Annotated in this window: 21 protein-coding genes, 1 tRNA gene and 1 pseudogene; 17 read left to right on the top strand and 6 right to left on the bottom strand. The window is 62.6% G+C overall.

Features of this window, described 5'->3' with window-relative positions; genetic code table 11:
- Positions 1–3: 3 nt before the first annotated feature.
- From BLR94_RS25835 to cobF, 4 genes are all read left to right on the top strand, one after another.
- Positions 4–360 (top strand): 4a-hydroxytetrahydrobiopterin dehydratase, encoded by a 357-nt coding sequence (locus tag BLR94_RS25835; protein WP_084308785.1) that lies wholly within the window; start codon positions 4–6, stop codon positions 358–360.
- Positions 361–551: 191 nt separating this feature from the next.
- The gene (locus tag BLR94_RS25830) at positions 552–1,841 is read left to right on the top strand and encodes an MFS transporter (protein ID WP_084308786.1); all 1,290 of its coding nucleotides are present in this window, start codon (positions 552–554) and stop codon (positions 1,839–1,841) included.
- Between the two features lie 105 nt (positions 1,842–1,946).
- Positions 1,947–4,205 carry a glucosylglycerol-phosphate synthase gene (ggpS, locus tag BLR94_RS25825; RefSeq protein ID WP_084308787.1) on the top strand — a complete coding sequence of 753 codons (2,259 nt, stop codon included), beginning with the start codon at positions 1,947–1,949 and terminating at the stop codon, positions 4,203–4,205.
- A 155-nt stretch (positions 4,206–4,360) separates the two neighbouring features.
- Positions 4,361–5,125 (top strand): precorrin-6A synthase (deacetylating), encoded by a 765-nt coding sequence (gene cobF / locus BLR94_RS25820; protein WP_084308788.1) that lies wholly within the window; start codon positions 4,361–4,363, stop codon positions 5,123–5,125.
- Between the two features lie 311 nt (positions 5,126–5,436).
- Here cobF and prmB read toward each other — a convergent pair whose 3' ends face one another.
- The gene (prmB, locus tag BLR94_RS25815) at positions 5,437–6,363 is read right to left on the bottom strand and encodes a 50S ribosomal protein L3 N(5)-glutamine methyltransferase (protein WP_420895753.1); all 927 of its coding nucleotides are present in this window, start codon (positions 6,361–6,363) and stop codon (positions 5,437–5,439) included.
- Between the two features lie 224 nt (positions 6,364–6,587).
- On the opposite strand from prmB, the gene BLR94_RS25810 reads away from it, so the two are divergent.
- From BLR94_RS25810 to BLR94_RS25800, 3 genes are all read left to right on the top strand, one after another.
- Positions 6,588–7,187 (top strand): cysteine hydrolase family protein, encoded by a 600-nt coding sequence (locus BLR94_RS25810; protein WP_084308789.1) that lies wholly within the window; start codon positions 6,588–6,590, stop codon positions 7,185–7,187.
- 174 nt (positions 7,188–7,361) lie between these two features.
- Positions 7,362–7,685, top strand: coding sequence for a hypothetical protein (locus BLR94_RS25805; protein ID WP_084308790.1), 324 nt, complete (start codon positions 7,362–7,364; stop codon positions 7,683–7,685).
- A 48-nt stretch (positions 7,686–7,733) separates the two neighbouring features.
- A complete protein-coding gene (locus BLR94_RS25800; RefSeq protein WP_084308791.1) occupies positions 7,734–8,291 on the top strand; it encodes a Smr/MutS family protein in 558 nt (185 codons plus the stop codon).
- A gap of 106 nt (positions 8,292–8,397) precedes the next feature.
- Here the strand turns inward: BLR94_RS25800 and efp are convergent, their stop codons facing one another.
- Genes efp through BLR94_RS25785 form a run of 3 tightly spaced genes read right to left on the bottom strand, consistent with a single transcriptional unit; the run spans position 8,398 to position 11,523 of the window.
- Entirely contained in the window at positions 8,398–8,970 is a 573-nt protein-coding gene (efp, locus tag BLR94_RS25795; RefSeq protein ID WP_042556123.1) for an elongation factor P, read from the bottom strand.
- Positions 8,971–9,016: 46 nt separating this feature from the next.
- Entirely contained in the window at positions 9,017–10,141 is a 1,125-nt protein-coding gene (earP, locus tag BLR94_RS25790) for an elongation factor P maturation arginine rhamnosyltransferase EarP (RefSeq protein ID WP_084308792.1), read from the bottom strand.
- A gap of 32 nt (positions 10,142–10,173) precedes the next feature.
- Complete coding sequence (locus tag BLR94_RS25785) at positions 10,174–11,523, bottom strand: MFS transporter (protein ID WP_084308793.1); 1,350 nt, start codon at positions 11,521–11,523, stop codon at positions 10,174–10,176.
- Positions 11,524–12,337: 814 nt separating this feature from the next.
- On the opposite strand from BLR94_RS25785, the gene BLR94_RS25780 reads away from it, so the two are divergent.
- Entirely contained in the window at positions 12,338–12,775 is a 438-nt protein-coding gene (locus BLR94_RS25780) for a hypothetical protein (protein WP_084308794.1), read from the top strand.
- Positions 12,776–12,790: 15 nt separating this feature from the next.
- A pseudogene (locus tag BLR94_RS28095) lies at positions 12,791–13,032 on the top strand (Txe/YoeB family addiction module toxin); the annotation flags it as partial.
- Between the two features lie 81 nt (positions 13,033–13,113).
- Here the strand turns inward: BLR94_RS28095 and BLR94_RS25770 are convergent.
- Positions 13,114–13,203: transfer RNA gene (locus tag BLR94_RS25770), tRNA-Ser, on the bottom strand.
- A gap of 332 nt (positions 13,204–13,535) precedes the next feature.
- On the opposite strand from BLR94_RS25770, the gene BLR94_RS25765 reads away from it, so the two are divergent.
- The 8 genes from BLR94_RS25765 to BLR94_RS27385 all read left to right on the top strand — a co-directional run bounded on the left by BLR94_RS25765 (position 13,536) and on the right by BLR94_RS27385 (position 25,798).
- The gene (locus tag BLR94_RS25765) at positions 13,536–14,225 is read left to right on the top strand and encodes a crotonase/enoyl-CoA hydratase family protein (protein WP_084308795.1); all 690 of its coding nucleotides are present in this window, start codon (positions 13,536–13,538) and stop codon (positions 14,223–14,225) included.
- 125 nt (positions 14,226–14,350) lie between these two features.
- Entirely contained in the window at positions 14,351–15,094 is a 744-nt protein-coding gene (locus BLR94_RS25760) for a lysophospholipid acyltransferase family protein (protein ID WP_084308796.1), read from the top strand.
- A 55-nt stretch (positions 15,095–15,149) separates the two neighbouring features.
- Positions 15,150–16,121 (top strand): magnesium and cobalt transport protein CorA, encoded by a 972-nt coding sequence (locus tag BLR94_RS25755; RefSeq protein ID WP_084308797.1) that lies wholly within the window; start codon positions 15,150–15,152, stop codon positions 16,119–16,121.
- A gap of 280 nt (positions 16,122–16,401) precedes the next feature.
- Positions 16,402–18,552 carry a TonB-dependent siderophore receptor gene (locus tag BLR94_RS25750; protein WP_084308798.1) on the top strand — a complete coding sequence of 717 codons (2,151 nt, stop codon included), beginning with the start codon at positions 16,402–16,404 and terminating at the stop codon, positions 18,550–18,552.
- Between the two features lie 230 nt (positions 18,553–18,782).
- Positions 18,783–19,616 (top strand): 5'-nucleotidase, lipoprotein e(P4) family, encoded by an 834-nt coding sequence (locus BLR94_RS25745; protein ID WP_084308799.1) that lies wholly within the window; start codon positions 18,783–18,785, stop codon positions 19,614–19,616.
- Positions 19,617–20,311: 695 nt separating this feature from the next.
- Complete coding sequence (locus tag BLR94_RS25740; RefSeq protein ID WP_084308800.1) at positions 20,312–23,224, top strand: ribonucleoside-diphosphate reductase subunit alpha; 2,913 nt, start codon at positions 20,312–20,314, stop codon at positions 23,222–23,224.
- A 156-nt stretch (positions 23,225–23,380) separates the two neighbouring features.
- Positions 23,381–24,634 carry a ribonucleotide-diphosphate reductase subunit beta gene (locus BLR94_RS25735; protein ID WP_084308801.1) on the top strand — a complete coding sequence of 418 codons (1,254 nt, stop codon included), beginning with the start codon at positions 23,381–23,383 and terminating at the stop codon, positions 24,632–24,634.
- A gap of 123 nt (positions 24,635–24,757) precedes the next feature.
- Positions 24,758–25,798, top strand: a complete 1,041-nt coding sequence (locus BLR94_RS27385; RefSeq protein ID WP_139207513.1) for a hypothetical protein — start codon at positions 24,758–24,760, stop codon at positions 25,796–25,798.
- A gap of 107 nt (positions 25,799–25,905) precedes the next feature.
- Here BLR94_RS27385 and BLR94_RS25730 read toward each other — a convergent pair.
- The coding region (locus BLR94_RS25730) for a transposase (protein WP_139207512.1) at positions 25,906–26,242 on the bottom strand (337 nt) is incomplete at its 5' end.

Here is a 26,242-nt window from a genome sequence, read left to right as displayed (position 1 = left end):
CTCATGACCGTACTGTCGACAGCCACCTGCGAAGCCTGCAGCGCCGATGCGCCCAAAGTCAGCGAGGCCGAACTGGCGCAGCTGATCAAGGAGATCCCTGACTGGAATATCGAAGTTCGCGACGGCGTGATGCAACTCGAACGGGCCTACGGCTTTCGCACCTTCAAACAGGCGCTGGCTTTCACCAATGCGGTCGGCGAAATCGCCGAAACGGAGAATCACCACCCCGCCCTGCTGACCGAATGGGGCAAGGTCACCGTGACCTGGTGGAGCCACTCGATCAAGGGCCTGCATCGCAACGATTTCATCATGGCGGCGCGCACCGACGAGTTGGCCAAGGGTGCCGATGGGCGCAAATGATCTGCCCCGCAAACGGGAAAAAGTCGCTCCTTTGCGCACTGCACTGGTGCCTTTCACTCCCCCGAAAAACGCAAAGACCGTTCGTCGGCAAAAATTACCCTTAATTATCAATGACCTAGATATCCAGCATAAAGACCACTGGCGCGCTTCCTGCTTGCCATCATCGGCATAGTCCCCTAGGGTTGTTCGCCATGTGGTCCTTGATTGCCCCTATCAGCTCGTTGCTGGGTGGGGTCGCGTTACTCCTCCTCGGCAATGGTCTGCTCAACACCCTACTGACCCTGCGTGGCGTCGCCGAAGGCTACTCCACCGGGATGCTCGGCCTGATCATGTCCGGGTACTTCGTCGGTTTTCTTCTCGGCACCTGGCTGGCGATTCCGCTGGTTCGTCGCGTTGGGCATATCCGTGCGTTCTCCTTTTGCGCCGCCCTCGCCGCGATCACCGCGCTGCTCCATGTGCTGATCGTCGACCCCTGGGTGTGGCTTGGTCTGCGGGTGCTCTACGGCCTGGCATTGGTCAGCCTGTACATGGTCATCGAAAGCTGGCTCAACGCCCAGGTTCCCAACGACAAGCGCGGCCAGATGTTCGCCATCTACATGGCGGTGAACCTGGGCGCCCTGGCTGCCGCGCAGCAATTGCTGAACCTGGCAGACCCTGGCGAATTCCTGCTCTTCGCCCTGGCGGCGATGCTGATCAGTGCGGCACTGATGCCCATTACCCTGACGCGTCAGCCGCAGCCCAGCGTGCCGGATGGCCTGCACACCAACCTGCGCGCCATCGCCGGCATCGCCCCGCTGTCGATCGCCGCAGCCGGCCTCTCGGGCCTTGCGCTTGGCGCGTTCTGGGGCATGGCGCCGGTGTATGCCAGCCTCAATGGCTTCGACGCGGCCGGGGTCGGCCTGATGATGAGCGCGACCATTCTCGGCGGTGCCCTGCTGCAATGGCCGATCGGGCGCTTTTCCGATAGCCACGACCGGCGCTGGGTGCTGTTCTGGGTGGTCGGCGCCGCAGTGGTCGTGGCCCTGCTGATGAGCCTGCTGCCGGCCGGTCGGCCGCTGCTGGCACTGATGTTCCTGTTCGGCGGGCTGTCGTTCGCCATCTACCCCATCGCCGTGGCGCAACTGATCGACCAGTTGCACAGCGACGAGATTCTTGCCGGCTCCAGCAGCCTGCTGATGGTCAACGGCATCGGTTCCGTATGCGGGCCGCTGCTTGCCGGGCTGCTCATGCAGTACGTCGGCGCTGCGGCGCTGCCGCTGTATTTCGCCGCCACCCTGGGGCTGCTGGCGGCCTACACCTTGTATCGCCTGCGCCATGTCAGCGACCTGGTCGCGGGTGAACAGGCGCACTTCATGCCGATGCTGCGCACCAGCCATACCGTGCTGGAACTGATGCCCGATGCCCCGCCGTCGGACACCGACGACGGTTCGGACAACGATAACCCCGACGACGCGCAGGAGCGCGTCGTCACCTCGACGTAGGCAGCGACCTACCCCACAGAGGCGCCAACCAAGGCGCCCACTCTACTCGTCGGCTGATGTCGGCGCGTCACTGCACCACTTTATTCATGGACAGGGAGACAGCGCATGCTACTTGCAACCGATCTTGATGGAACCTTTCTCGCTGGCGATCCCGAGGATCGCCTCAGCCTCTACCAGACCATCGCCGCCCACCCGGAAATCCAGCTGGCCTACGTCACCGGTCGCAGCCTCGAAGCGGTGCTGCCGCTGCTGGCCGACCCGACCTTGCCACAACCGGATTTCATCATCGCCGACGTCGGCGCCACCTTCGTGCATGGCGACACCCTGCAACCGATCCAGTCGCTGCAGAGCCAGGTCGATGCCCACTGGCCAGGTGAAAGCCAGGTGGCCCAGGCCCTGGAAGGTTTCGGTCTGGAGCGCCAGGACGTGCCCCAGGCGCGCCGCTGCTCCTACTTCTGCACGCCCGAGCAGGCCGCCGACCCGGCCCTGGCCAAGGTCGCAGAAACGCTAGGTTGCGATCTGCTCTACTCCGCGGATCGCTACCTGGACTTTCTGCCCAAGGGCATCAACAAGGGCAGCAGCCTCAAGGCGCTGGTCGACTGGCTGGGCATCGATGCCGGCCAGGTGCTGGCCTGTGGCGACACCCTCAATGACCTGAACATGCTCGACGGCACCTATAAAGGCGTCTGCGTTGGCGAGTCCGAGCCGAACCTGATCAAGGCGACCGAGCACCAGTCGTGGATCCTCCAGGCCGATCGCCCTGGCTGCGGCGGCATCCTGCAGGCCTTCGTGCATTTCGGCTTCCTGGGCGAGCATGGCATCGCTGCGGAGAAACGCAGCGCCACCAAGCCGGGCCGCGCCGAGCTGGTGATGGTCTATCACCGCCTGCCCTACGAAGAACACCGCGTGGATGGCAAGCTGCAGCGCCGCCGGCCGAGCTCGCCCAACGGCATCATCCCGACCCTGATGAGCTTCTTCGGCGATTCGCGCCCTGGCTCCTGGGTCGCCTGGGCGGTCGACGAGGGAGGCGACGAGCCGTTCGAGACCCATACCACGGTGGACGCCGAACGCTACCCGAAACTCACCGCCGCCCGGGTGGCGCTGAGCAAGAGAGAGGTCGACATCTTCTACAAGCGTTTCTCCAAGGAAGCCTTCTGGCCGACCCTGCACACCTTCTGGGAACGGGCACGCTTCGACGAGGATGACTGGCAGGTGTTTCTCAAGGTCAACCGCGCCTTCGCCGAACGCACCGCCAAGGAGGCAGCGGAAGGTGCCATCGTCTGGCTGCACGACTACAACCTGTGGATGGTGCCCGGCTACCTGCGCGAACTGCGCCCGGACCTGCGCATCGCCTTCTTCCACCACACCTACTTCCCATCGGCCGACGTGTTCAACGTACTGCCATGGCGCCGGCAGATCATCGGCAGCCTGCTGCAGTGCGACTACATCGGCTTCCACATCCCGCGCCAGGTGGAGAACTTCGTCGACGTGGCCCGTGGCGTCACGCCGCTGCAGACCGTCAGCCGGCAGAACTGCGCACCACGCTTCGTCACCTATGGCTGCGCCGTGGGCCTGGAGCGCATGACCACCGCCGTGGACACCGGCAGCCGTGTGGTCAAGCTTGGCGCCCACCCGGTCGGCCTCGATATCGACCGCGTGCGCAACGCCCTGGCCCAGGACAAGACCCGCGAGCAGATGAGCCAACTGCGTGACGAGCTGCGCGGCATCAGGCTGATTCTCTCGGTGGAACGTCTCGACTACACCAAGGGCATCCTCGAGAAACTCCAGGCCTACGAGCGCCTGCTGGCCGATAACCCGGAGCTGCACAAGAAGATCACCCTGGTCAGCATCTGCGTGCCGGCGGCCCGCGAAATGACCATCTACGACGAGCTGCAATCGCAGATCGAACAGGCCGTGGGGCGTATCAACGGCCGCTTCGCGCGGATCGGCTGGACGCCTGTGCAGTTCTTCTTCCGCAGCTTCCCGTTCGACGAAGTGGTGGCCTGGTACGCCATGGCCGATGTCATGTGGATCACCCCGCTACGCGACGGCCTCAACCTGGTGGCCAAGGAGTTCGTCGCCACCCAGGGCCTGCTCGAAGGCCAGGGCGTGCTGGCGCTGTCGGAATTCGCGGGCGCGGCTGCGGAGCTCAAGGGCGCGCTGCTGACCAACCCCCACGATACCGCCGACCTGGCGCAGACCTGCTACCTGGCGCTGAACATGCCCAAGTCCGAGGCCCGGGCACGCATGCGCGAGCTGTTCGATATCGTCAATTACAACGATATCCGTCGTTGGGGCGACGAGTTCCTCGCCGGCGTCGCCGAACCGGAGGAAGAGACGGTGTTGAAGCTGGCGGCAGGCTGAGCCACGTCAATAGATCTGTGGGAGCGGGCCATGCCCGCGACAGTTTCGCGGGCATGGACTGGGTGTCCCCGCCCGCTCCCACAAGTGGGGTTCTACCCTGCTCCGCGGTCTGCAACTGATATGCTGCGCGTCATTGCAAGTACGAGACGCGCAGCATGAAAGACATCCTGATCATCGGCATCGGCGCCGGTGACCCTGACTACCTCACCACGCAAGCGATCAAGGCGCTCAATCGCGCTGACGTGTTCTTCATCCTCGACAAGGGTGAAGCCAAGGACAAACTGATCGCCCTGCGCCGCTTGATCCTCGATCGCTATATCGAGCCTGGTCGCAATTATCGAATCCTCGAAGCGACCAATCCGGAACGCGAACGCGATGTAGCCAACTATGACGCCAGTATCGACAGTCTCAATCGCGACAAGCAGGCGGTGTTCGAGCAACTGATCGAGCAGTTGCAGGAGGGCGAAACCGGCGCCTTCCTGGTCTGGGGCGACCCTTCGCTGTACGACAGCACCCTGCGTATTCTCGACGGCGTGATCGCCAGCGGTCATCCCCTGCAATACGAGGTGATCCCCGGTATCACCAGCGTGCAGGCCCTGACCGCGCGCCACCGCATCCCGCTGAACCAGATCGGTCGCGCCGTGCAGATCACCACCGGCCGGCGGCTGCGCGAGGGCTGGCCAGCAGGCGTGGACAGCGTGGTGGTGATGCTCGATGCGCAGGACAGCTATCGCCATGTGGCCGGCGAAGATCTGCATATCTACTGGGGTGCCTATGTCGGTACGTCGGACGAGATTTTGATCGAGGGCAAACTGGCCGACGTCGCCGAGCGCATCGCGCGCACCCGTGCCGCTGCGCGCGCGGCCAACGGCTGGATCATGGACAGCTACCTGCTGCGCCGTGGCGGGCGCGATGCCTGATAGCGGACTCGCGGATACTGCACGAGGCTTTTCAGGATTTGCTGTGCGCTCGACGGCAAGCAGGAAGAACCGGATGCTTTGCGATTCATTGTGGGAGCGGGCCATGCCCGCGAAAAATCACGGGCATGGCCCGTTCCCACAGCGTGTAGGGTGGATCGGGGCGCGTAGCCGACGCTTTTCTCATCCACGGCTCTGCAATCGCAATGGTGGACAAAAAGAGCGTTGTCCACCCTACGGAAACGACCGGCTGATTACGCCAATAACAGCCTGCCAAGCCGCCATGATTCGAGCTGACAGATAATAGATTCGCTTCAGCAGCGCTCGCGAAACAGCGCCTGGTGTTCGTGGCATTGCTCGGCCGAGAGCATGAACACGCCGTGCCCACCCCGGGCGAACTCCAGCCAGGCGAAATCCACTTCGGGATACAACGCCTCGACGTGCACCTGGCTGTTGCCCACCTCGACGATCAGCAGGCCTTTCTCGGTCAGGTGATCGGCCGCCTCCGCCAGCATGCGGCGTACCAGGTCCAGCCCATCATCGCCGCAGGCCAGGCCCATTTCCGGCTCGTGCTGATACTCGGCCGGCATGTCGGCGAAATCCTCGGCATCCACATAGGGCGGGTTGGACACGATCAGATCGAAGCGCTGCCCCGGCAGACCGGCGAAACCGTCACCCTGCACGGTATACACCCGCTCATCGAGGCCATGGCGCTCGATATTGCGGTTGGCCACCTCCAGCGCCTCGTAGGACAGGTCGGCGAGCACCACTTCGGCGTCGAGGAACTCGTAGGCACAGGCAATGCCGATGCAGCCCGAGCCGCTGCACAGGTCGAGAATCCGCGCCGGCTCGCCAGCCAGCCAGGGGCTGAAGCGCTGCTCGATCAGCTCGGCGATCGGCGAGCGTGGCACCAGCACGCGCTCGTCGACGATGAAGGGCAAGCCGCAGAACCAGGCCTCGCCGAGCAGGTAGGCAGTCGGCACACGGTCCTCGATGCGTCGCCGCAGCAGGGCATGCAGGTGTTGCTGCTCGTCTTCCTCGAGGCGGCAATCCAGGTAGCTGTCGGCGATTTCCCAGGGCAGGTGCAAGGCACCGAGCACCAGTTGCCGGGCTTCGTCCCAAGCATTGTCGGTGCCATGACCGAAGAACAGCTCCTCGGCCTGAAAGCGGCTCACGGCCCAGCGGATATAATCGCGCAGCGTGCGCAGGCGGGTGTTCAGGGCTGGGCGGGCATCGGTCACAACTTGGCTCCGGGCAAAAGGCCTCAGTTTAGCAGGCCTGTCCCGGCAAACCAGCACAGGCCCTCGCCGACAGGCAACGGCAGCCCGCCATCGCCCGGCCAGCTGAAACGATTCATCCGGCCGAGCGACACGGCAGCGCTGCAATACCACCAACAGAGAGGTTCACAGCGGCGCCATAGAGGCGGACAATATGCCCCGTTAACCGCGCCAGCAAGGAGTCGTACATGTCGTCCCACCCGCAAACCTTCTATCAGCTCACCGGGCGTGGCCACGCGCCTGCCAGCCTGAGCAATGCGACTCTGCTGGTCATCGATGCCCAGGAAGAATACCGCAGTGGTGTGGTGCAGTTGCCGGGCCTGGATGCAGCGCTGGCGGAAATCGCCAAGTTGCTCGATGCCGTGCGTGCCCAGGGCGGTGCCATCGTTCACGTCAAGCACCTGGGCATCCCTGGCGGGCTGCTGGATCCGCGCGGCCCACGTGGCGAGCACCTGCCGGAAGTCGCGCCGCTGCCTGGCGAGATCGTCGTCGAGAAACGCATGCCGAACGCATTTTCCGGTACCGACCTGCACGAAAAGCTGCAATCGCTCGGCCACCTGGATCTGATCGTCTGCGGGTTCATGACCCACTCCAGCATCAGCACCACCATTCGCGCTACCAAGGATTACGGTTACCGCTGCACCGTGGTCGATGCCGCCTGCGCCACCCGCGACCTGCCGACGCCGGACGGCAAGGTGATCAGCGCCGCCGAGATGCACCGCGTCGAGATGATCGCCCTGGCCGACAATTTCGCGGCCTGGGTTGCGGATGCCAGCGCGCTGGTGTAATAGCCTGTTCGCTGCCTCGCGAGCGGGTCAGGCACGGGCCAGGCCGCGCATGATCGGGCGCACACGCGCAGTTCACTGACGCTGGGCAGCGCAACGTCAGGCGCCGCGATGGTTTGAACCCGCTGCGCCGCGATGCAGTCTTAGCGCAAAGATCCTTCGAGGAAATGTCGCCCCATGAAGCACTCAGACGGTTTCGATGCCCGCCGCCTACGCCCGAGAGGATCGGGCCACTGGCGTCTGCGCGTTGCCGCCGCCCTGGCGGCGCTGTTCGCGACACTGGGCATTCTGCTGGCCATGGCGGGCACCGCGACGCTCCTGGGCAGACCCCCGGCATTCGGCAACCTGAACGACTCCACCCGCGACGCCAGCGTCCTGCTGACGCTCGGCTTGCTGCTGCTTTGCGGCGGCGTGATGGGCTGGCGCAGATGTCGGCGGCGCATGCGCCAGCGCCGCGCCGATCTGGCCATGTCCCCGCAGTTGATGAAAAAACGCGACTGACCCGCCCCCTCCGCGCTTGGTAAACTGCTTGCCCCCGCGGAGGCCCCCATGCAAGACGATGACCTTTCCCTGTTCAAGGCACAGCTGCACGGCGTGAAACCGATCAGCCATGACCGTGCCGACACCGGCAAGCCGAAGAGCGACCGGGCCCGCCTGGCCACCCTGCGGCAGGCGGCCACGCAGCGCACCGATACCCTCAAGGTCGATGGTCTCTCGGATCAGTTCGTCATCGACGTCGGCGCCGAGGACGCCCTGTACTGGGCCGGTAACGGCGTGCAGGACGGCCAGATGCGCAAGCTCAAGCTCGGCCAGATCGCCTTCGACGGCAGCCTCGACCTGCACGGCATGAACGTCGAGAAGGCCCGCGACACCCTCTGGGAGTTTCTCGCCGAAGCCACCCGGCTGGAGGTTCGCTGCGTTCGCGTGACCCACGGCAAGGCAGTGCGTACCGACGGGCGCAAGCCGATGATCAAGAGCCACGTCAACACCTGGCTGCGCCAGCACCCGCAGGTACTGGGCTTCACCTCTTGCATCGCCCGACACGGCGGAACCGGCGCACTTTACGTGATGCTCAAACGCACCATGCTCGATGGCCGTGACGAGTGATCGCCACCAGGAGACGGGACGGCCGTCGCCTCCTCGAATGGCAACCAGCAGGCGATAAAAAACCCGGCGCGAAGGCCGGGTTTTCATCACACGGCGAACCTGAGGATCAGACCGGCGCCTTGGCGCGGGACTTGTACTCGCCGGTGCGGGTGTCGATCTCGATCCAGTCGCCGATTTCGCAGAAATCGGCCACTTTCACTTCGGTACCGTTGTTCAGTTTGGCGGGCTTCATCACCTTGCCGGAGGTGTCGCCACGGGCGGAACCTTCGGTGTAGGCCAACTGACGCACGATGGTGGTCGGCAGGTCGACGGAAATCACCTTGCCTTCGAAGAACACCGCTTCGCAGACGTCGTTCATGCCTTCTTCGATGAACGGCAGAACGCTTTCCAGGTCTTCGGCGCGCAGCTCGTAGGAGTTGTATTCCGGATCCATGAAAACGTAGTCGTCGCCACTGATGTAGGACAGGTTCACTTCCTTGCGCTCAAGGATGACCGGCTCCATCTTGTCGTCGGCTTTGTAGACGGTCTCGGTCTTCGAGCCATTCATCAGGTTCTTCAGCTTCATCTTCACGATGGCGCTGTTACGACCGGACTTGGTGAACTCGGCCTTCTGGATCAGCCATGGCTGGCCATCGATCAGGGCCACGCTGTTAGGCTTCATTTCTTGTGCGGTTTTCATACGAATATCCGGATCTGAATGGATTTACAAAATTCGAGGCCGCATATCATAGCCAATTTCGGTAAAACTGCACCAGCGCCGCAGCAAGATCCACACGTACCGCCTGGCGCCTCGCCCATGCCTGGGCATGGGCGTTCAGCTCCTCGCGGCACTGCAGCCAGCCGTGCCAGCCCTGCGCCATGGGTTCGCCGCCGTTCCAGGCTCGCCACAGCCCCTGCAGCGCCACGCGGGCTGCGACCGAGAGCCCCTGGCAATACAACGCCATGAAGGCCTCCAGCTTGTCACGGTGCGCACCCTCTTGCTGGGGGTAGATATGCCAGACGAGCGGTCGCCCGGCCCACTGCGCGCGCACGAAGGAATCCTCGCCACGCACCATATTCAAGTCGCAGCAGCAGAGCAGCGCATCGTACTGATCCTGCTCCATGAAGGGCAGCACCTGAATGCTCAGCGCACCGCGCTGCGCCAGCGTGCCTGCTTCGACAGGCTGCCCCAGCCACTGCTGCAGATCGCCGAGAATCCGACCCTCGGGCACCAGCAGATGGCTGGCCGCGGCATCGCTCGCCAGCGCATCCAGCCAGCCAGGCAACGCCGCGTTCTCGTAGGCGAACAGGGAAATCAGGCGGGTGCCGCTGGCCGGTCGCACGCCCATCGACGCGAGAAAGCGCTCACGGGCGCCCGCGTCCCGCTGCAGCGCGTCGCGGGCGCCGAGCAGGTCGCCCTCGCGCAGCAGCCCGCCGGTACCGGCGGTAAAGCCTGGAAAGAAGAAGAACTTCTGCAGGCCATCGCTCTGCATCGAGGGCAGCCCATGACAACCCTCGACCCAATCCTCGGCACTCAGGTACTCCAGGTTCAGCCAGAGGACGGGGGCCTGCCGCGCCGCCATCGCCACCACGTAGTCGGCGGGCAAGGTGCAGGCAAACGCCTCGATCACCACATCGGCCGGCGCAACCGCTTGCCAGGCCGCAGCCCAGTGATGCACCTCGACGCCGCGCAGTCGCTGGCACGCCGACCCGGCATCCGCCTGCGGACAGATGCGCGCCAGTGCCGCCAGGTCATCGACCCACAGGCGCACCTCGACGCCCTGCTCGGCCACCAACTGGCGCGCCAGCCGCCAGGTCACCCCGATGTCGCCGTAGTTGTCGACGACGCGGCAGAAAATGTCCCACTTCATCGCAATGCTTCCCCCACTGAGCCTTGCTCACGTCAGGCCTGAACCCCACCAGTGCCGCGCTCCCGGGTATCTGCCGACGCATCGATCACGGGCTCGGCGACTTCGACACCGGGTACCACATCGGAGAGATCCTCCATGCGCTCGTGCTCGAGCGCGCCCTGAACCAGACCCTCGGTCACCCGCAACTCCGCACCGACCATCGAGGCCGGAGTCGCCGGCTCGAAGGGTGCCACGGGTTGCGGGGCCGGGCGCAACTTGCGACGCCAGAAGAACAACACCACCAGGCAGCCGTTGAGCAGGCTGAACGCCAGGAACAGCCCTGCATCCTGGTCACGCTCCATCAAGGGCGAGATCATCAGCGGGCTGATCGCCGAACCGAGGGAGTTGATCAGCAACAGCCCCTGGACCATACGCACCAGGGCTCCGGCCGGTGCCCGATCCGCCGCGTGACTGACCGCTACCGGGTAAACGGCGAACACCCCGCCGCCGAGCAGGAACAGCAGCACCATCAGCACCAGCGGCGAAGATGGCAACACCATGATGGCCACCGAGATCGCCAGGCAGAAGATGCTCAGCGCGATCAGTACCACCTGGCGATCGTACTGATCCGACCAGCGCCCCACCGGGTACTGCAAGAGCATGGCGCCGAGAATCACGCTGGCCATCATCTGCCCCACTTCGCTGACGCTCATGCCCACGCGCTGCAGATACAGCGGCAGCAGCGAGTAGACAGCGGCGATCGCGATGCCGGAACCGAAGCAGCCGATCACACCGGTCGGCGTCATGCGGATCAACTGTTGCGGCAGCAACGGCTCGACCTTCTCGACCAGTGGCGTCACCCGCGGAATGATGCCCATCGGCAACACCGACAACGAAGCGAGCAGGCCCGCCACCATGAACGGCGCGGTCTCACCCCAGGCGTCGATGGCACCGAGTTGCAACTGCCCGAGCATCCCCGAGCCGTACAAGGCCATCATGTACAGCGCCAGCAGGCGGCCGCGCACCTTCTGGTCGCCGGCCAGGAGCATCCAGCTTTCCACCACCAGGAAGACGCCGAGAATCGACCAACCGGCTATCAGCCGGAAGACGAACCAGGCCCAGGGGTCGAAGAACAACCCCTGCAGCAGCACGCTGACCGCGGTCAGCGACGCGAAGCTGCTGTAGGCGCGGATATGGCCGATGCGCAGGATCAGGCGGTCGTTGAACAGCGCACCCAGGGTCAGGCCGATAAAATAAGAGGCAGACACCACGCCGATGACCGTCGCCGACACCCCGGCCGCGTCCAGGCGCAGCGTGGTCAGCGAGGAAATGAAGCCGTTACCCATACTGATGATGAACAAACCGAGCAAAGGCCCCAGCGCCATGCCAAGCAGTTGCGACATAAAAACCTCGGAACGATGATGTGAGTCCGCCCCCGCCATGGGCAGGTGCCTGAAAAATCAGAAAGGCCGTGGCCGGTGCACATGCAGCAATCGAAACCTGAACCGCACACGTGCAGACTCGCCTGCGAGCTGTGCTCGGCTGAGTGCTGGATGCTCGGAGATAATCGGCGCCGCAGAAGGCCGGACACCAGAAGCCCAAAAACCCGAAGACCTGTCGGCTTTCGGGATTTTTAGGGTCTGTCTGAAAAGTCTCCGAGCGAAGGTCAGGCGAGGCAAAAATCGGTGAGGAACGGACTGGGCTCGCATTCGAGTTTACGAGCTGTAAATGAGCATTCCGAACCGATTTTTAACGAAGCATCACCGAGCGCAGGTACTTTTCGGACAGAGCCTAGTGTTGTTCGAAAGTGGCTGTGAAGAAGGGATTCAAACCCCGACACCTTCTCTTTCAGCTTGCCACAGGGCCCCATCACGGCAGGGCGCGGACGATACAGTAGCGCCCTGTCACGGACAAGAACGTCCTATCCATTGCCCAATTTTTCCCTATACCATTCGCCTGAGCAGCCCCCGGAGAATATCGGCCCGGAGGGCGCCATCCACCAGGAATGCAACGCAGGGGGGCGAGTTGCAGGGTGTTCCGCGCGGTGGGGTGGCGAGACCACCGGATCCTCTACGGATGAGTGGCTGCCAATAGAAGCACTTCGAGGCACCAAACCTCGGGCCTGCACCGAATATCCCGTGGAACGCCACTCTGGTTGAAGCTCAGGCAATCCTGCTCTAGCCTGAACGTTCAAACATCGACGTAAGGATGCGGATCATGATGTATCACACGATCAAGCACGGCATTTTCGCAGACGAATTCGCCCGGGTTCTGCGGCTGGCCATGAACAAGAATGACCACATTCTGGTGGCGGTTCCTGGCAACATCGATACCCTGACCGCGCCCATTGCAAAGCTGCTTGGTGCGGCGGTTGCCAAGCGCTTGCTTGAAGAGCGTGAAGTGAAGGTGGCCACACCTGGAGCGCCCGAAAAGACGCTCTATCTCGCGTCGATCAACGGCTGCACATCGTTCAAAAAGGGTTCGGTCGTATTGCCCTGGACGCCGCTCGATACGGTTTCCAAGGCAACGGCAACGCATTCTTCATCGGACACGTTCTTCATCGCCAATGACGGCCCAGGCACGTCTTACCGCGAGCCAGGCAAGGACGAGCTGACGCGCTATCAGAAGAGCTACCCCAGATCCAAAGCGGTGTGAGGCAGCACCGAGCGAACGAAACAGGCCCAGAAAGACGCCAAGAAGCTTGCTGCAGCAGGCTTGAAGGACAAGGCCAAAGCCCTGCTGGACGTGCTACAGGTCAACCCCTTCCAGAACCCACCAGCCTACGAAAATCGGGTGGGCGACCTGTCCGGCACTTACCCGCGGCGCATCAACATCCAGCACCGCTCGTCTATCAGGTGCTGCAGGATGAGCACGTGGTCAAAGTGCTGCGGCTCTGGACTCACTACGAATAAGCGCTTTCGACAGTCCGCTGACCCGGAATGCAAAAAGCCCCGAAAACAGTAACGTTTTCAGGGCTTTAGGTATTGCGAAAGTGGCGGTGAAGAAGGGATTCGAACCCTTGATACGATTTCTCGTATACACACTTTCCAGGCGTGCTCCTTCAACCGCTCGGACACTTCACCGGATCTCGCCAGACATGCAGTCCGTCGAGGCGCGCTAATGTAATCGAAGGTTTTCGCAAAGGCAAACTTTTTCAGAAGATTCATGCATTTAAGCCATGGCAACAGACAGTGGCGGGCCGCCTGGTCATGCACAGCAGGCTCATGCCGGCAATGTCAGGCAGGCGAAGGAGTGAAGACAGTGGCGATCGATCCAATCCATCATCGGCGCTACGCTGAAACGGGATCCTCCACTCGCCCGTGCTGAAAGCCTGACTCTACGGTCACCCTTCGCGCTTTACCTGATCTCGTCCGATGGGTAACGTCAGCCGCACATCCAGAACAAGGAGTCGACCATGAGCGACCTGATCAGCTACCAACTCGATGACGGCATCGCTACCCTGACCCTGAACAACGGCAAGGTGAACGCCATTTCCCCTGCGGTGATCGACGCCTTCAATGCGGCCCTGGATCGCGCCACCCAGGACAAGGCCATCGTGATCCTCACCGGGCAGCCGGGCATTCTTTCCGGCGGCTATGACCTCAAGGTGATGACGTCCGGGCCACAGCACGCCATCGAGCTGGTGGCCGCGGGCTCGACCCTGGCGCGGCGCATGCTCGCCCACCCCTACCCGATCATTGTCGCCTGCCCGGGCCATGCGGTGGCCAAGGGTGCCTTCCTGCTGCTCTCCGGCGATTACCGCATCGGTGTCGAGGGGCCTTTCAGTATCGGTCTCAACGAAGTGCAGATCGGCATGACCATGCACCATGTCGGCATCGAACTGGCCCGGGATCGCCTGCGCAAGTCGGCCTTCCAGCGCTCGGTGATCAATGGCGAGATGTTCGACCCGCAGGGCGCGCTCGGTGCCGGTTTCCTCGACCGGGTGGTGCCGGTCGAGCAACTGCCGAGCACCGCCCTGGCGGTCGCGACGCAGTTCAAGAAGATCAACCTGAGCGCCCACGGCAAGACCAAGCTCAAGGTTCGGGCCGCGCTGCTGGAAACCCTCGACCGCGCCATCGAGCTGGACAGGCAGCACGCCCTGTAGGGCGTCGCGCGGTCAACCGCCACGATTGACCGCCTGAACGCCGCAATCAGCGGCAACGGCCTGGCAATTGCCCAAAGCCCGGGCCGCCCCTACACTGCGCGACCTTTTCCGAGTGGGTCGCAACCATGCTCTTCGTACCGCGCATGCTGATGATGGGCGTGCATTTCATCGTCGCCGGCATTCTCGGGTTGCTGCTGGGCCTGTGCCGGCCCTTCCACCCGGACAACAGCCGGCTGTGCGCGCGTCTCTATTCATTGCCGGCCCTGCGCCTGCTGCGCATCAGGGTCGAGACCGATACGCGCCACCTCGCCGAACACGATCGCCCCTGCGTGATCATCGCCAACCACCAGTCCAACTACGACCTCTATGTCATCGGCTGCGTGGTGCCCCGGCGCACGGTGAGCCTTGGCAAGAAGAGCCTGAAATGGGTGCCGCTGTTCGGCCAGCTGTACTGGCTGGCCGGCAACGTGCTGATCGATCGCGGCAATGCGCGCAAGGCCAAGCGCTCGATGCTGGCGACCACCCACACGCTGCAGCACGAGAACACCTCCATCTGGGTGTTCCCCGAAGGCACCCGCAACGGCGGTGGCGAGCTGCTGCCGTTCAAGCGAGGCGCCTTCCAGATGGCGGTCGCCGCCGGCGTGCCGATCATCCCGGTGTGTGCGAGCAACTACATACGCAGCCTGCGCCTCAATGCCTGGAACAGTGGCCGCGTGATGATCCGCTCGCTGCCGGCGATCCCCACTGCCGGCCTGAGCATGGAGGACCTGCCGCAACTGATCGAAACCTGCCGCTCCCGCATGCAGGCCTGCATCGCCTCGATGGATGCCGAGCTGGCGACGACCCCGGCCTTCGCGCAAAGGGACTGAGCGGGATGCGATAAGCGGCTAAGCTGCGCTGAACAGATCACGCACGGGGCACACCATGGGCGAAGTCGTCGCAGCAGTCGTCTACAGCAAAGGCCGCAAGGTCAGTGATATCCACCTCGACGAAGGCCGCGACTGGGCGCAAAAGCCCGGGCATTTCGTGTGGATCGGCCTGCACGACCCCGGCAGCGAGGAGCTCGGCAACCTACAGCGTCAATTCAACCTCCACGAACTGGCCCTGGAGGACGCCTTGCAACGGCATACTCGTCCCAAGCTCGAGACCTTCGGCGATGCCTTGTTCCTGGTGCTCTACTCGCCGGTGCAGGTCGACGATGAACTGACCTTCGTGGAAACCCAGCTGTTCGCCGGCACGGGCTACGTGATCAGCGCCCGCTACGGTGAATCCGCGCCCTATTCCAGAGTGCGCCAGCGCTGCGAGGCGAGGCCCCTGCTGCTCGAGCATGGCGAAGACTTCGTGCTCTATGCCCTGCTCAGTTTCATCATCGAGAATTACCGACCGCTGATGGACGTCTACTACGCCGAGCTGGAGCAGCTCGAACAGGCGGTCCTGGAATGCGCGATGAGCCATGCCGAGGTGGTACGCATCCAGCACCTGCGCCGCAACCTGCTGCGCCTGCGACGCAATATCGGCCCGCTGGCGGAGATCTGCCAGGAACTGCAGCGCCTGGACTTCCCCTTCATCGACAAAAACATGCGCCCGTACTTCCGCGACGTGGCCATCCACGTCAACCGCTTGCTCGAAGACCTCACCAACCTGCGGGAAATGGCCGACCACGCCATCGAGATCGGCCTGTTGCTGGAGTCGTCCCGGCAGAGCGTGGTACAGCGCAAGTTCGCCGCCTGGGCGGCCATACTGGCCTTTCCTACCGCCATCGCCGGCATCTACGGGATGAACTTCCACAACATGCCCGAGCTGACCTGGCAATACGGCTATTTCGCCGTGCTCGGCGTGATCGGCGCCGGCTGCGGCGGCCTGTACGCCAGCTTCCGCCATTACGGCTGGCTGTAAACGCCCACGGAGAACGGCAAACGCAGCCACCATGCCGATCCCGTGAGGCGCCCCGGCGGCGCTGCTCGCCAGGCCGGCAGGCTCGCCGATACACAGCCGGCCAGGGCCGGGAAACATCACCGCGGCCCGCCCTGCGCCAACTCACCGCCCTGCAGACATGGCAAGCCCTGGCCCGATAAGCGACAATACCGCCCCGCCAAGCGATGGCTGCCTCGTGCCGACCACACATCGCCCGCGTACCGGATAGCCAATCGCCGACCGCCGCCTACAAGGAATTTGCATGGCCCTGCCTCGCCCGCGCTTCGCCCCGACCCTGCTCGCCCTGGCATTGAGCCCGACGCTGTCATGGGCCGCCGACTCGCTGATCACCCTCGACGCCACCACCATCGAAGACCAGACCAGCGACAGCTACCAGGCGCGCAGTGCCACTGTGGGAGGTTTCACGGAGGCGCCGCTGCTCGATACGCCCGCGTCGGTTTCGGTGGTCACCCGGCAGTTGCTCGACGATCAGCAGGCGCGCCTGCTCAGCGATGTGCTGAAGAACGACGCGTCGGTGGGCGAAGCCTATGCCCCGATCGGTTACTACGAGAACTTCGTGGTGCGCGGCTTCTCGCTGAATGCCGCCAACAGCTACCGGGTCAATGGTCGCAGCGTGGTGGGCGAGCAGAACGTGGCACTGGAGAACAAGCAGCAGGTCGAGCTGCTCAAGGGGTTGTCTGGCCTGCAGAGCGGCGTGGTCGAGCCCGGCGGGCTGATCAACTACGTGACCAAGCGTACCGAGCAAGTGCGCTCGCTGAGCGTGGCCAGTAACCAGGATGGCGAGCGCTATGTCGCCGCCGACCTCGGCCACTGGTTTGGCAGCGAGCAGGAACTGGGCCTGCGCCTCAACCTGGCCCACGAGGACATCCGTTCCTTCGTCGAGCACGCCGATGGCAAGCGCGACTTCATTTCCCTGGCGCTGGACTGGAACCTGTCGCCCAACGCCACGCTGCAACTGGACGCCGAATACCAGACCCGCGAGCAGCGCTCGGTGCCCGGCTATCAACTGCTTGGCGGCACCCGGGTGCCGAGCGGCGTCGATCCGGACACCCGCCTGGGCCACCAGAGCTGGTCGAAACCGGTGGGCATCGACTCCCTGAACCTGGGCGGGCGTTTCGAGTACCGTTTCGATGACGACTGGAAAGCGGCTCTGGACGCCTCCCACAGCAAAGTGGTGATCGACGACTACAGCAGCTTTCCATATGGCTGCAGCCCCAGGTCAGGCTGTGACACCTGGTACGCGCATTTCAGCCCCGAAGGTAACTACGACATCTACGATTACCGCAGCCCCGACGACACGCGCCAGCACGATGAGTTGCAGGCCACCCTGTCGGGCGCTTTTGCTACCGGCGCCATCGCCCATGAGCTGACAGTTGGCAGCAGCGCACTGCGCCGCACCGTGGCCCGGCGCAGTTCGGTCAATGTGGAGGTGGGCGACGGCAATATCCATGAAGACCCAGCCGACTTCGCCCCGACCGGCGTGCCGCTCAATCCCAGGCAACGCCGCCTCGACAGCCGCCAGTACGGCCTGTTCTTCAGCGACCGCATCAGCTTCGACGAGCATTGGCAGGTGCTGCTCGGCGGGCGGCAGGTGCGCCTGGACGAAGAAGCCTTCACCAGCAGCGGTGTCAGCGAGCGGCGCACCCGGCGCAGCGAATTCCTGCCCAATGCCGCGCTGCTCTACAAACCCCAGGCCGACACCACCTTGTATGTGAGCTACAGCAAGGGCCTGTCCCTGGGCGGCGAGGCCCCCTGGTACACCCGCAACGAGGGGCAGATCCTCGCCCCGACCACCTCGCGCCAACTGGAAGCCGGCTTCAAACGTGACTGGCAGGGCCTGAGCCTGGGCGCCGCACTGTTCCGTATCGACCAGGCGCTGCAATACAGCCGGCCGAACGACGACGGCACCCTCACCTACGTGCAGCAGGGCAAGCAGCGCAATATCGGCCTGGAGCTCTCCGCCAGCGGGCAGGCCGCCCGCGACCTGCAACTGTCGGCCAGCGCCGCGGTGATTCGCGCCCGGGCGATCGACAGCGGCACCGAGGCCTATGAAGGTCATCAGGCGGTCAACGTACCCAGGGTGCGCGCCAGCCTGTCCGCCGATTACCGCATTCCCGGGATCCAGGGCCTGTCGCTGCTTGGCGGCCTGCAGTACAGCGGCAGCAAGTACGCCGACCCGAGCGGTACGGTGAAAGTCGCCGACTACACGGTATTCAACCTCGGCAGCCGCTATACCACCCGTATAGAAGGCTATGAAACGGTACTGCGCCTGACGGTCGACAACCTGTTCGACAAACGCTACTGGCGCGATACCGGCTCTTACCAGGGCGACGGCTACCTGTTCCCCGGCGACCCGCGCACCGCGCGCCTGTCCGCCACCGTGAGTTTCTAGGAGGCGATTCACCACCGGGAGGTCTTGATGGACACGGGCACACAAGCGTACCGGTGATGGGCAGAGAGGAGGCGGAAGCAGCCGTAGGGTGGATGACGCTCTTTTCATCCACCATCGCGATCGCAGAGCGGTGGACGGGTGAAGCGTCGTCCACCCTACAAATGGCTGCTTACGCCTTGTCGCCGCCACTTCATATGAACCATCCCCGCAACGCCCAAGGAGCATTGCAAATGCGTGGCACCGCATCGTTATTGACCGTCTGCGTGCTGGGAAGCCTGCTCACTGGCTGCCAGCAAACACCCAAGGCTCACGATCAGCTCGACGCGGTGCTGTGGACGCAGACCGCCATCGAGCACGAGCTGCTCTACCAGCAGGTCTACGCCGCCGCGACCCGCCAGTTGCAGCCGGCACTCGCCGACCCGCGCTGGGATGCCCTGGCGCAACCGCCGCGCGATCTGACGGGCCTGGCACCTGCGGTGATCGTCGACATCGACGAGACGCTGCTCGACAACACCCCCGTCAATGCCAGGTCGGTGATCGAGGGCGGCCCCTATGACTATGCCGAGTGGTACCGCTGGGTGGCAAAGGCCCAGGCCCGCGCCCTGCCCGGCTCGCTGGCTTTCATGCAGGCGGCTGCAAAACTCGGCATCACCCCCTATTACCTGACCAACCGCGAGCCCGGCCAGGAAGCCGACACCCTGCGCAACCTGCGCCAGGCCGGCTTTCCCATCCGTGACGAAGGGCAGATTCTCACCGCGGGAACCGCCACCGGCGGCTGCCAGCAGGCCGGCTCGGACAAGACCTGCCGCCGCCAGTGGGTCGGCGAGCGGGCGCGGGTGCTGCTCATGGTGGGCGACAGCTACGGCGACTTCATCGCGGCGCCCAATCGCGCGAGCGATCAACGCCAGGCCGCAGCGCCCTACCTGGCGTGGTTCGGTCAGCGCTGGTTCCTGCTGCCCAACCCGACCTATGGTGGCTGGTACACGGCGCCATACGGTGATCGCGACGACCTCTCGGCAGAACAGCAACGCGCCTCGAAACACAAGGTACTGGTGCTGCCCTGAGGGGCGGCCAGCCGCGCGTCAGACAACCCTCGATATGACCTCGAGGGCCGTCGACGGGTCTTTGCATATTGCACGCCAGAATGCGCGAATGAACCCTATATGTTGTGTCCAGGCGACGAAGTGAACCGCCGCCGCCAGCGCCGCAAAAAAAACGACCTGCGGCAATCAGCCCAACGATCCTGGCATCGCCAGTATCCACGGGCTCTTGCGCCACTTACCCCGTATTAACCCACAGATTTATCCACAGGAGACGGGGCTTGCCTTAGCCCACCGACCGCACTATCTTGTATCCCGAACTCGCCAAACACCTACATGTTGGGTTTTTGGCCGAAACAACCCAAGCACGAATGGCCTGAAAAAGTCCATGCCCGGCCTCTTTTTTACGGTACAGGTTACGGTCGCCGACCCCGGCGCACCGACAAGCAGACAGACGACCTTATCGAGCGGCCCAGACCCAATACCGCTCGCTGCGCCAGCACCGGCAACACTACATCTAGTGACCGTGCACTGCAGCAAGCACCCGTTAAGCCAGGAATGAAGCGTTCCGGCATCGAGACACCCCGGCTGCCGCTAGTCGCTCAGCGCCTTTTCGCGACACCCTGCTGCCGGCCTCGCGCCAGCCGAGGGGATTGCAGCCGGGGGGGTCGGCGACAGAACGCTCACGCCTGAACATTTCATTGATCATGGAGACCTTCATGCATACCGACACCACTCGCGAGAACCCTCAGGCCCAGGCGCCTCAGGGCGACGCCACCGAGGCACTGGCTGCAACCGCACCGGGCCAACTGCGTGTGATCAAGCGTAACGGTACCGTCGTGCCGTACACCGGTGACAAGATCACCGTCGCCATCACCAAGGCGTTTCTCGCAGTGGAAGGTGGCAATGCCGCCGCCTCCTCGCGTATCCATGACACCGTTGCCCGCCTCACCGAGCAGGTCACCGCGACCTTCAAGCGTCGCATGCCGTCGGGCGGCACCATCCACATCGAAGAGATCCAGGACCAGGTCGAACTGGCCCTGATGCGCTCCGGCGAGCAGAAAGTCGCCCGCGATTACGTGATCTACCGCGAAGCCCAGGCGAACAAGCGCAAGACCACCGACGCCGCCGACGGCATCGCCCAGCCGCACCCGAGCATCCGCGTGACCCTGGCTGACGGCAGCCTGGCGCCGCTGGACATGGGCCGCCTCAACACCATCGTCACCGAGGCCTGTGAAGGCCTGCTGGAAGTCGACGGCGCGCTGATCCAGAAGGAAACCCTGAAGAACCTGTACGACGGCGTTGCCCAGAAAGACGTCAACACCGCCCTGGTGATGACCTCCCGTACCCTGGTCGAGCGTGAGCCGAACTACAGCTACGTCACCGCCCGCCTGCTGATGGACAACATCCGCGCCGAAGGCCTGAGCTTCCTCAACGTCGCCGCCAGTGCCACTCACCACGAGATGGCCGAGCTGTACGCCAAGGCCCTGCCCGCCTACGTCGAAGCCGGCGTCGAATTCGAACTGCTCGACCCGAAACTGAAAACCTACGACCTGGAAAAACTGGGCAAGGCGATCAACCACGAGCGTGACCAGCAGTTCACCTACCTGGGCCTGCAGACCCTGTACGACCGTTACTTCATCCACAAGGACGGCATCCGTTTCGAACTGCCCCAGGTGTTCTTCATGCGCGTGGCCATGGGCCTGGCCATCGAAGAGCCGAACAACCGCGAAGACCGCGCCATCGAGTTCTACAACCTGCTGTCGTCGTTCGACTACATGGCCTCCACCCCGACCCTGTTCAACGCCGGCACCCTGCGTCCGCAGCTGTCCAGCTGCTACCTGACCACCGTGCCTGACGACCTGGGCGGCATCTACGACGCCATCCGCGACAACGCCCTGCTGAGCAAATTCGCCGGCGGCCTGGGCAACGACTGGACTCCGGTTCGCTCGCTGGGCGCCTACATCAAGGGCACCAACGGCAAATCCCAGGGCGTGGTGCCGTTCCTCAAGGTGGTCAACGACACCGCCGTGGCGGTCAACCAGGGCGGCAAGCGCAAAGGCGCCGTGTGCGCCTACCTGGAAACCTGGCACATGGACATCGAAGAGTTCATCGAGCTGCGCAAGAACACCGGTGATGACCGTCGCCGTACCCACGACATGAACACCGCCAACTGGATCCCGGATCTGTTCATGAAGCGCGTCTTCGACGACGGCCAGTGGACCCTGTTCTCGCCAAGCGAAGTGCCGGATCTGCACGACCTGACCGGCAAGGCCTTCGAAGAGCGCTACGAGTACTACGAAGCCCTGACCGAGTACCCGGGCAAGATCAAACTGTTCAAGACCATCCAGGCCAAGGACCTGTGGCGCAAGATGCTCTCGATGCTGTTCGAGACCGGCCACCCGTGGCTGACCTTCAAGGACCCATGCAACCTGCGCAGCCCGCAGCAGCACGTGGGCGTGGTGCACAGCTCCAACCTGTGCACCGAGATCACCCTGAACACCAACAAGGACGAGATCGCCGTCTGCAACCTGGGCTCGGTCAACCTGCCGAACCACATCACTGACGGCAAGCTGGACACCGCCAAGCTGGCGCGCACCGTGAAGACCGCCGTGCGCATGCTCGATAACGTCATCGACATCAACTACTACTCGGTGCCGCAAGCGCGCAACTCCAACGTCAAGCACCGCCCGGTAGGCCTGGGCATCATGGGCTTCCAGGACGCGCTGTACCTGCAGCACATCCCGTACGGCTCCGATGCCGCCGTCGACTTCGCCGACAAGTCCATGGAAGCGGTCAGCTACTACGCCATCCAGGCGTCCTGTGACCTGGCCGACGAGCGTGGCGCCTACGAAACCTTCCAGGGTTCGCTGTGGAGCAAGGGCATCCTGCCGCTGGACTCCCAGCAGATCCTCATCGAGGCCCGTGGCCAGAAATACATCGACGTCGACCTGAACGAAACCCTGGACTGGGCTCCGGTACGGGCTCGCGTACAGAAAGGCATTCGTAACTCGAACATCATGGCCATCGCGCCGACCGCGACCATCGCCAACATCACCGGCGTGTCGCAGTCCATCGAGCCGACCTACCAGAACCTGTACGTGAAATCGAACCTGTCGGGCGAATTCACCGTGATCAACCCCTACCTGGTTCGCGACCTCAAGGCGCGCGGCCTGTGGGACTCGGTGATGATCAACGACCTCAAGTACTACGACGGCTCCGTGCAGCAGATCGAGCGTATCCCGCAAGAACTGAAAGACCTGTACGCCACCGCCTTCGAAGTCGACACCAAGTGGATCGTCGATGCCGCCAGCCGTCGCCAGAAGTGGATCGACCAGGCGCAGTCGCTGAACCTGTACATCGCCGGCGCCTCGGGCAAGAAGCTCGACGTGACCTACCGCATGGCCTGGTACCGTGGCCTGAAAACCACCTACTACCTCCGTGCCCTGGCCGCCACCAGCACCGAGAAGTCGACCATCAACACCGGCAAGCTGAACGCGGTATCCAGCGGCGGTGACCAAGGCCTCGGCGCGGCCCCTGCCGCTGCTCCGGCCACCCAGGCCTCGCCTGGCCCGGCTCCGGTTCCGAAGGCGTGCGCCATCGACGAGCCGGATTGCGAAGCCTGCCAATAAAGCAGCGGCAAGCTGCAAGCGGTCAGCCACAAACTGACCGCACAACATGGCCGACCGTGTGCTGCTCGCGGGGATGGAACTGCCCTCCCCGCCACCACCCAACCACTTGCAGCTTGAAGCCTGAAGCTTGAAGCTGCTCCTGAAAGGAGCCCCCTCATGCTGAGCTGGGATGAATTCGACAAGGAAGACGGCGCTGAAGCTGCCGCTCCGAAACAGACCGCCGCACAAGCCAGTGCCGACATGAGCCTGGAAAGGCTCAACCAGGTCGGCGACGCCGCAGCCCTCGAAGCCCGTGCCATCGACGCCAATGACTCCGATGCCATCGCCCGTGCGAAAAAGGCCCTCAACGACCTCGACATCCAGGAAGGCCTGGACGAGCTCGAAGGCACCTCCGCACGCGTGGAAGTCGGCGACAAGCAGATGATCAACGCCCGTGCCGACCTCAACCAGCTCGTCCCCTTCAAGTACGACTGGGCCTGGCAGAAGTATCTGGATGGTTGCGCCAACCACTGGATGCCGCAGGAAGTGAACATGAACGCCGACATCGCCCTGTGGAAATCCACAGACGGTCTCAGCGAAGACGAGCGCCGCATCGTCATGCGCAACCTCGGCTTCTTCTCCACCGCCGACAGCCTGGTTGCCAACAACCTGGTACTGGCCGTGTACCGCCTGATCACCAACCCCGAGTGCCGCCAGTACATCCTGCGCCAGGCCTTCGAGGAAGCGATCCACACCCACGCCTACCAGTACTGCATCGAATCGCTGGGCATGGATGAAGGCGAGATCTTCAACATGTACCACGAGATCCCCAGCGTCGCCAAGAAAGCCTCCTGGGGCCTCAAGTACACCCGCTCGATCTCCGATCCCAAGTTCGAAACCGGCACCCCGGAAACCGATCGCCAGTTCCTCAAGAACCTGATCGCCTACTACTGCGTACTGGAAGGCATCTTCTTCTACTGCGGCTTCACCCAGATCCTTTCCATGGGCCGCCGCAACAAGATGACCGGCACCGCCGAACAGTTCCAGTACATCCTGCGTGACGAATCCATGCACCTGAACTTCGGTATCGACGTGATCAACCAGATCAAGATCGAAAACCCGAGCCTGTGGGACGCCACCATGAAGGACGAGGCGACCCAGATGATCCTGCAGGGCGCCCAGCTGGAAATCGAATACGCCCGCGACACCATGCCCCGCGGCGTACTCGGCATGAACGCGGCGATGATGGAGGACTACCTCAAATTCATCGCCAACCGCCGCCTGACCCAGATCGGCCTGAAAGAAGAATACCCGGGCGCCAGCAACCCGTTCCCGTGGATGAGTGAAATCATGGACTTGAAGAAAGAGAAGAACTTCTTCGAGACCCGAGTGATCGAGTATCAGACGGGTGGGGCGTTGAGCTGGGATTGATGGCGATTTGAAATGACTGTAAATTACCCCCACACCTGCCATGGATGTTGGGGTTGAAGCTTAATAAGAAGCCCCGCCTAGTGCGGGGCTTCTTATTAAGAAATTCGAAAAAGTGTATTCAAAATGAAAAAAAGCAAAGCGAAGCCCAACGTAACGTTCATCGAGCAGAACGCCCCCATTGACGAGTATGGGCGCGCACTTTATGCAATTGCTCGATCCGTACTAAGAGCATTCATCGACTCATTGTCCGAAGAAGATCTAGCAGACCTGAATACTGAGCTTAATAAAGTCACAATGCGCCAACTCTCTAAAATAGCGCGACTTGATAGAGACAAAGGCATGCGAGGTGATGGATTCGAGTGGGCTGTACACGAAGCTATTCTGGGAAAAGAGCCTCTAATTATTGATCCTGTAGCCCACGCTCTAAAAAAAGCCTCAACAAAAATCAAGGACGCATGCCCCGCCTCATTACTATTTGGACATGAACGTGCAAAATATCTCGGCTTCCTTGACGCAGTGATAGATGGCGCAGGAGATCAGTCTTATTTACTACCACAAGGAAGTGGAAGACCCTTTCACTTCGGGCCATGGGTCTCTCTAGCAGCCCAAGGCATACAGGCCGAGGGTTTTCTCAACGAAAGAATAAAAAAAATATGGAAGACAGACCTTTTTCTTTCTGTGGAAGATGACCCACGCTATTTCGCCGCAACAATTAAATCCAACTACAACTTATTAGAAGGCGGACAAGGGCTTAGAATAGGGATAGTTCCAGAATCGACTGACATAGGAAACAGAGAAGGTGTACGATTTGACCAAAAACATGGTTTATGGATTGTAACACTTGCTGACCCGAATGGGTTCATGGGGCTTTTCAATGACGGCTACCATGCAGTTGCACGCGTCCTTTTAAAGCTTGGAAAACTTCCTCAACCAGAATACTGGGTTAAACCAAGCGCAAAAGCACAACGATTAATGGAGCAAATGCATAAATACGAGAACTCAACAGCTCTTGATGTTGAAGAGGCCCTTAATGAAGCAGCTCAACAAGATCTTGTCACCCAAAAACATCAGCTGATAAGTGTTAACGCTCCTGACTGGCTCCATATTAAAGAAATGGCACCCAAGATCATTTCCCCGCGTCCCTCCTTTAAACGATTAGATTAATGGTTTAGCAAGCAAGTAGCCCGAACAACCACCACCAATGGTGGATGGGTAAAACGTCATCCACCCTACGACGGGATTAAATGTGGGTGTAGATACCGTCTTGCCCGTTACCTTGCAAGCGCCAATTCGGCATCAAAAGGCATTCCCGATTTCAGCACGCCGTAGGCGATACACAGCAACTTGCGCATCGCCGCGCAGACGATCTGTTTGCCGGTTTTGCCTTTGGCTCTCATGCGCTCGGCCATTGCCCGTATCGCCGCGTTATGCGTTATGGACACCAAGCCGGGCATATACAGCCCTGCGCGTAAGATGGCCGAGCCGGTGCGAGATATCCGTGTTTGGCCTTTGAATTTCCCGGACTCCTGTAGCCTGGGATTGAGCCCCGCATAGGCCGTCACAGCACGGCTGCTGTCAAACCTGTGCAGATCGCCCAGTTCGGCCAGC

Origin of the sequence: Phytopseudomonas flavescens (assembly GCF_900100535.1) — a bacterium.
Classification (GTDB): Bacteria; Pseudomonadota; Gammaproteobacteria; order Pseudomonadales; family Pseudomonadaceae; genus Aquipseudomonas; species Aquipseudomonas flavescens.
This window is presented reverse-complemented; position numbering and strand designations above follow the sequence as displayed.

What these genes read in the sequence shown, in the direction of transcription:
- BLR94_RS25755 (WP_084308797.1), top strand. Translation starts at nt 15,150, where the DNA reads ATGGGCGAAGTCGTCGCAGCAGTCGTCTACAGCAAAGGCCGCAAGGTC.
- BLR94_RS25760 (WP_084308796.1), top strand. Translation starts at nt 14,351, where the DNA reads ATGCTCTTCGTACCGCGCATGCTGATGATGGGCGTGCATTTCATCGTC.
- efp (WP_042556123.1), bottom strand. Translation starts at nt 8,970, where the DNA reads ATGAAAACCGCACAAGAAATGAAGCCTAACAGCGTGGCCCTGATCGAT.
- BLR94_RS25785 (WP_084308793.1), bottom strand. Translation starts at nt 11,523, where the DNA reads ATGTCGCAACTGCTTGGCATGGCGCTGGGGCCTTTGCTCGGTTTGTTC.
- BLR94_RS25830 (WP_084308786.1), top strand. Translation starts at nt 552, where the DNA reads ATGTGGTCCTTGATTGCCCCTATCAGCTCGTTGCTGGGTGGGGTCGCG.
- earP (WP_084308792.1), bottom strand. Translation starts at nt 10,141, where the DNA reads ATGAAGTGGGACATTTTCTGCCGCGTCGTCGACAACTACGGCGACATC.
- BLR94_RS25810 (WP_084308789.1), top strand. Translation starts at nt 6,588, where the DNA reads ATGTCGTCCCACCCGCAAACCTTCTATCAGCTCACCGGGCGTGGCCAC.
- BLR94_RS25745 (WP_084308799.1), top strand. Translation starts at nt 18,783, where the DNA reads ATGCGTGGCACCGCATCGTTATTGACCGTCTGCGTGCTGGGAAGCCTG.
- BLR94_RS25835 (WP_084308785.1), top strand. Translation starts at nt 4, where the DNA reads ATGACCGTACTGTCGACAGCCACCTGCGAAGCCTGCAGCGCCGATGCG.
- BLR94_RS25750 (WP_084308798.1), top strand. Translation starts at nt 16,402, where the DNA reads ATGGCCCTGCCTCGCCCGCGCTTCGCCCCGACCCTGCTCGCCCTGGCA.
- BLR94_RS25805 (WP_084308790.1), top strand. Translation starts at nt 7,362, where the DNA reads ATGAAGCACTCAGACGGTTTCGATGCCCGCCGCCTACGCCCGAGAGGA.
- BLR94_RS27385 (WP_139207513.1), top strand. Translation starts at nt 24,758, where the DNA reads ATGAAAAAAAGCAAAGCGAAGCCCAACGTAACGTTCATCGAGCAGAAC.
- ggpS (WP_084308787.1), top strand. Translation starts at nt 1,947, where the DNA reads ATGCTACTTGCAACCGATCTTGATGGAACCTTTCTCGCTGGCGATCCC.
- BLR94_RS25800 (WP_084308791.1), top strand. Translation starts at nt 7,734, where the DNA reads ATGCAAGACGATGACCTTTCCCTGTTCAAGGCACAGCTGCACGGCGTG.
- BLR94_RS25740 (WP_084308800.1), top strand. Translation starts at nt 20,312, where the DNA reads ATGCATACCGACACCACTCGCGAGAACCCTCAGGCCCAGGCGCCTCAG.
- BLR94_RS25765 (WP_084308795.1), top strand. Translation starts at nt 13,536, where the DNA reads ATGAGCGACCTGATCAGCTACCAACTCGATGACGGCATCGCTACCCTG.
- cobF (WP_084308788.1), top strand. Translation starts at nt 4,361, where the DNA reads ATGAAAGACATCCTGATCATCGGCATCGGCGCCGGTGACCCTGACTAC.
- BLR94_RS25735 (WP_084308801.1), top strand. Translation starts at nt 23,381, where the DNA reads ATGCTGAGCTGGGATGAATTCGACAAGGAAGACGGCGCTGAAGCTGCC.
- BLR94_RS25780 (WP_084308794.1), top strand. Translation starts at nt 12,338, where the DNA reads ATGATGTATCACACGATCAAGCACGGCATTTTCGCAGACGAATTCGCC.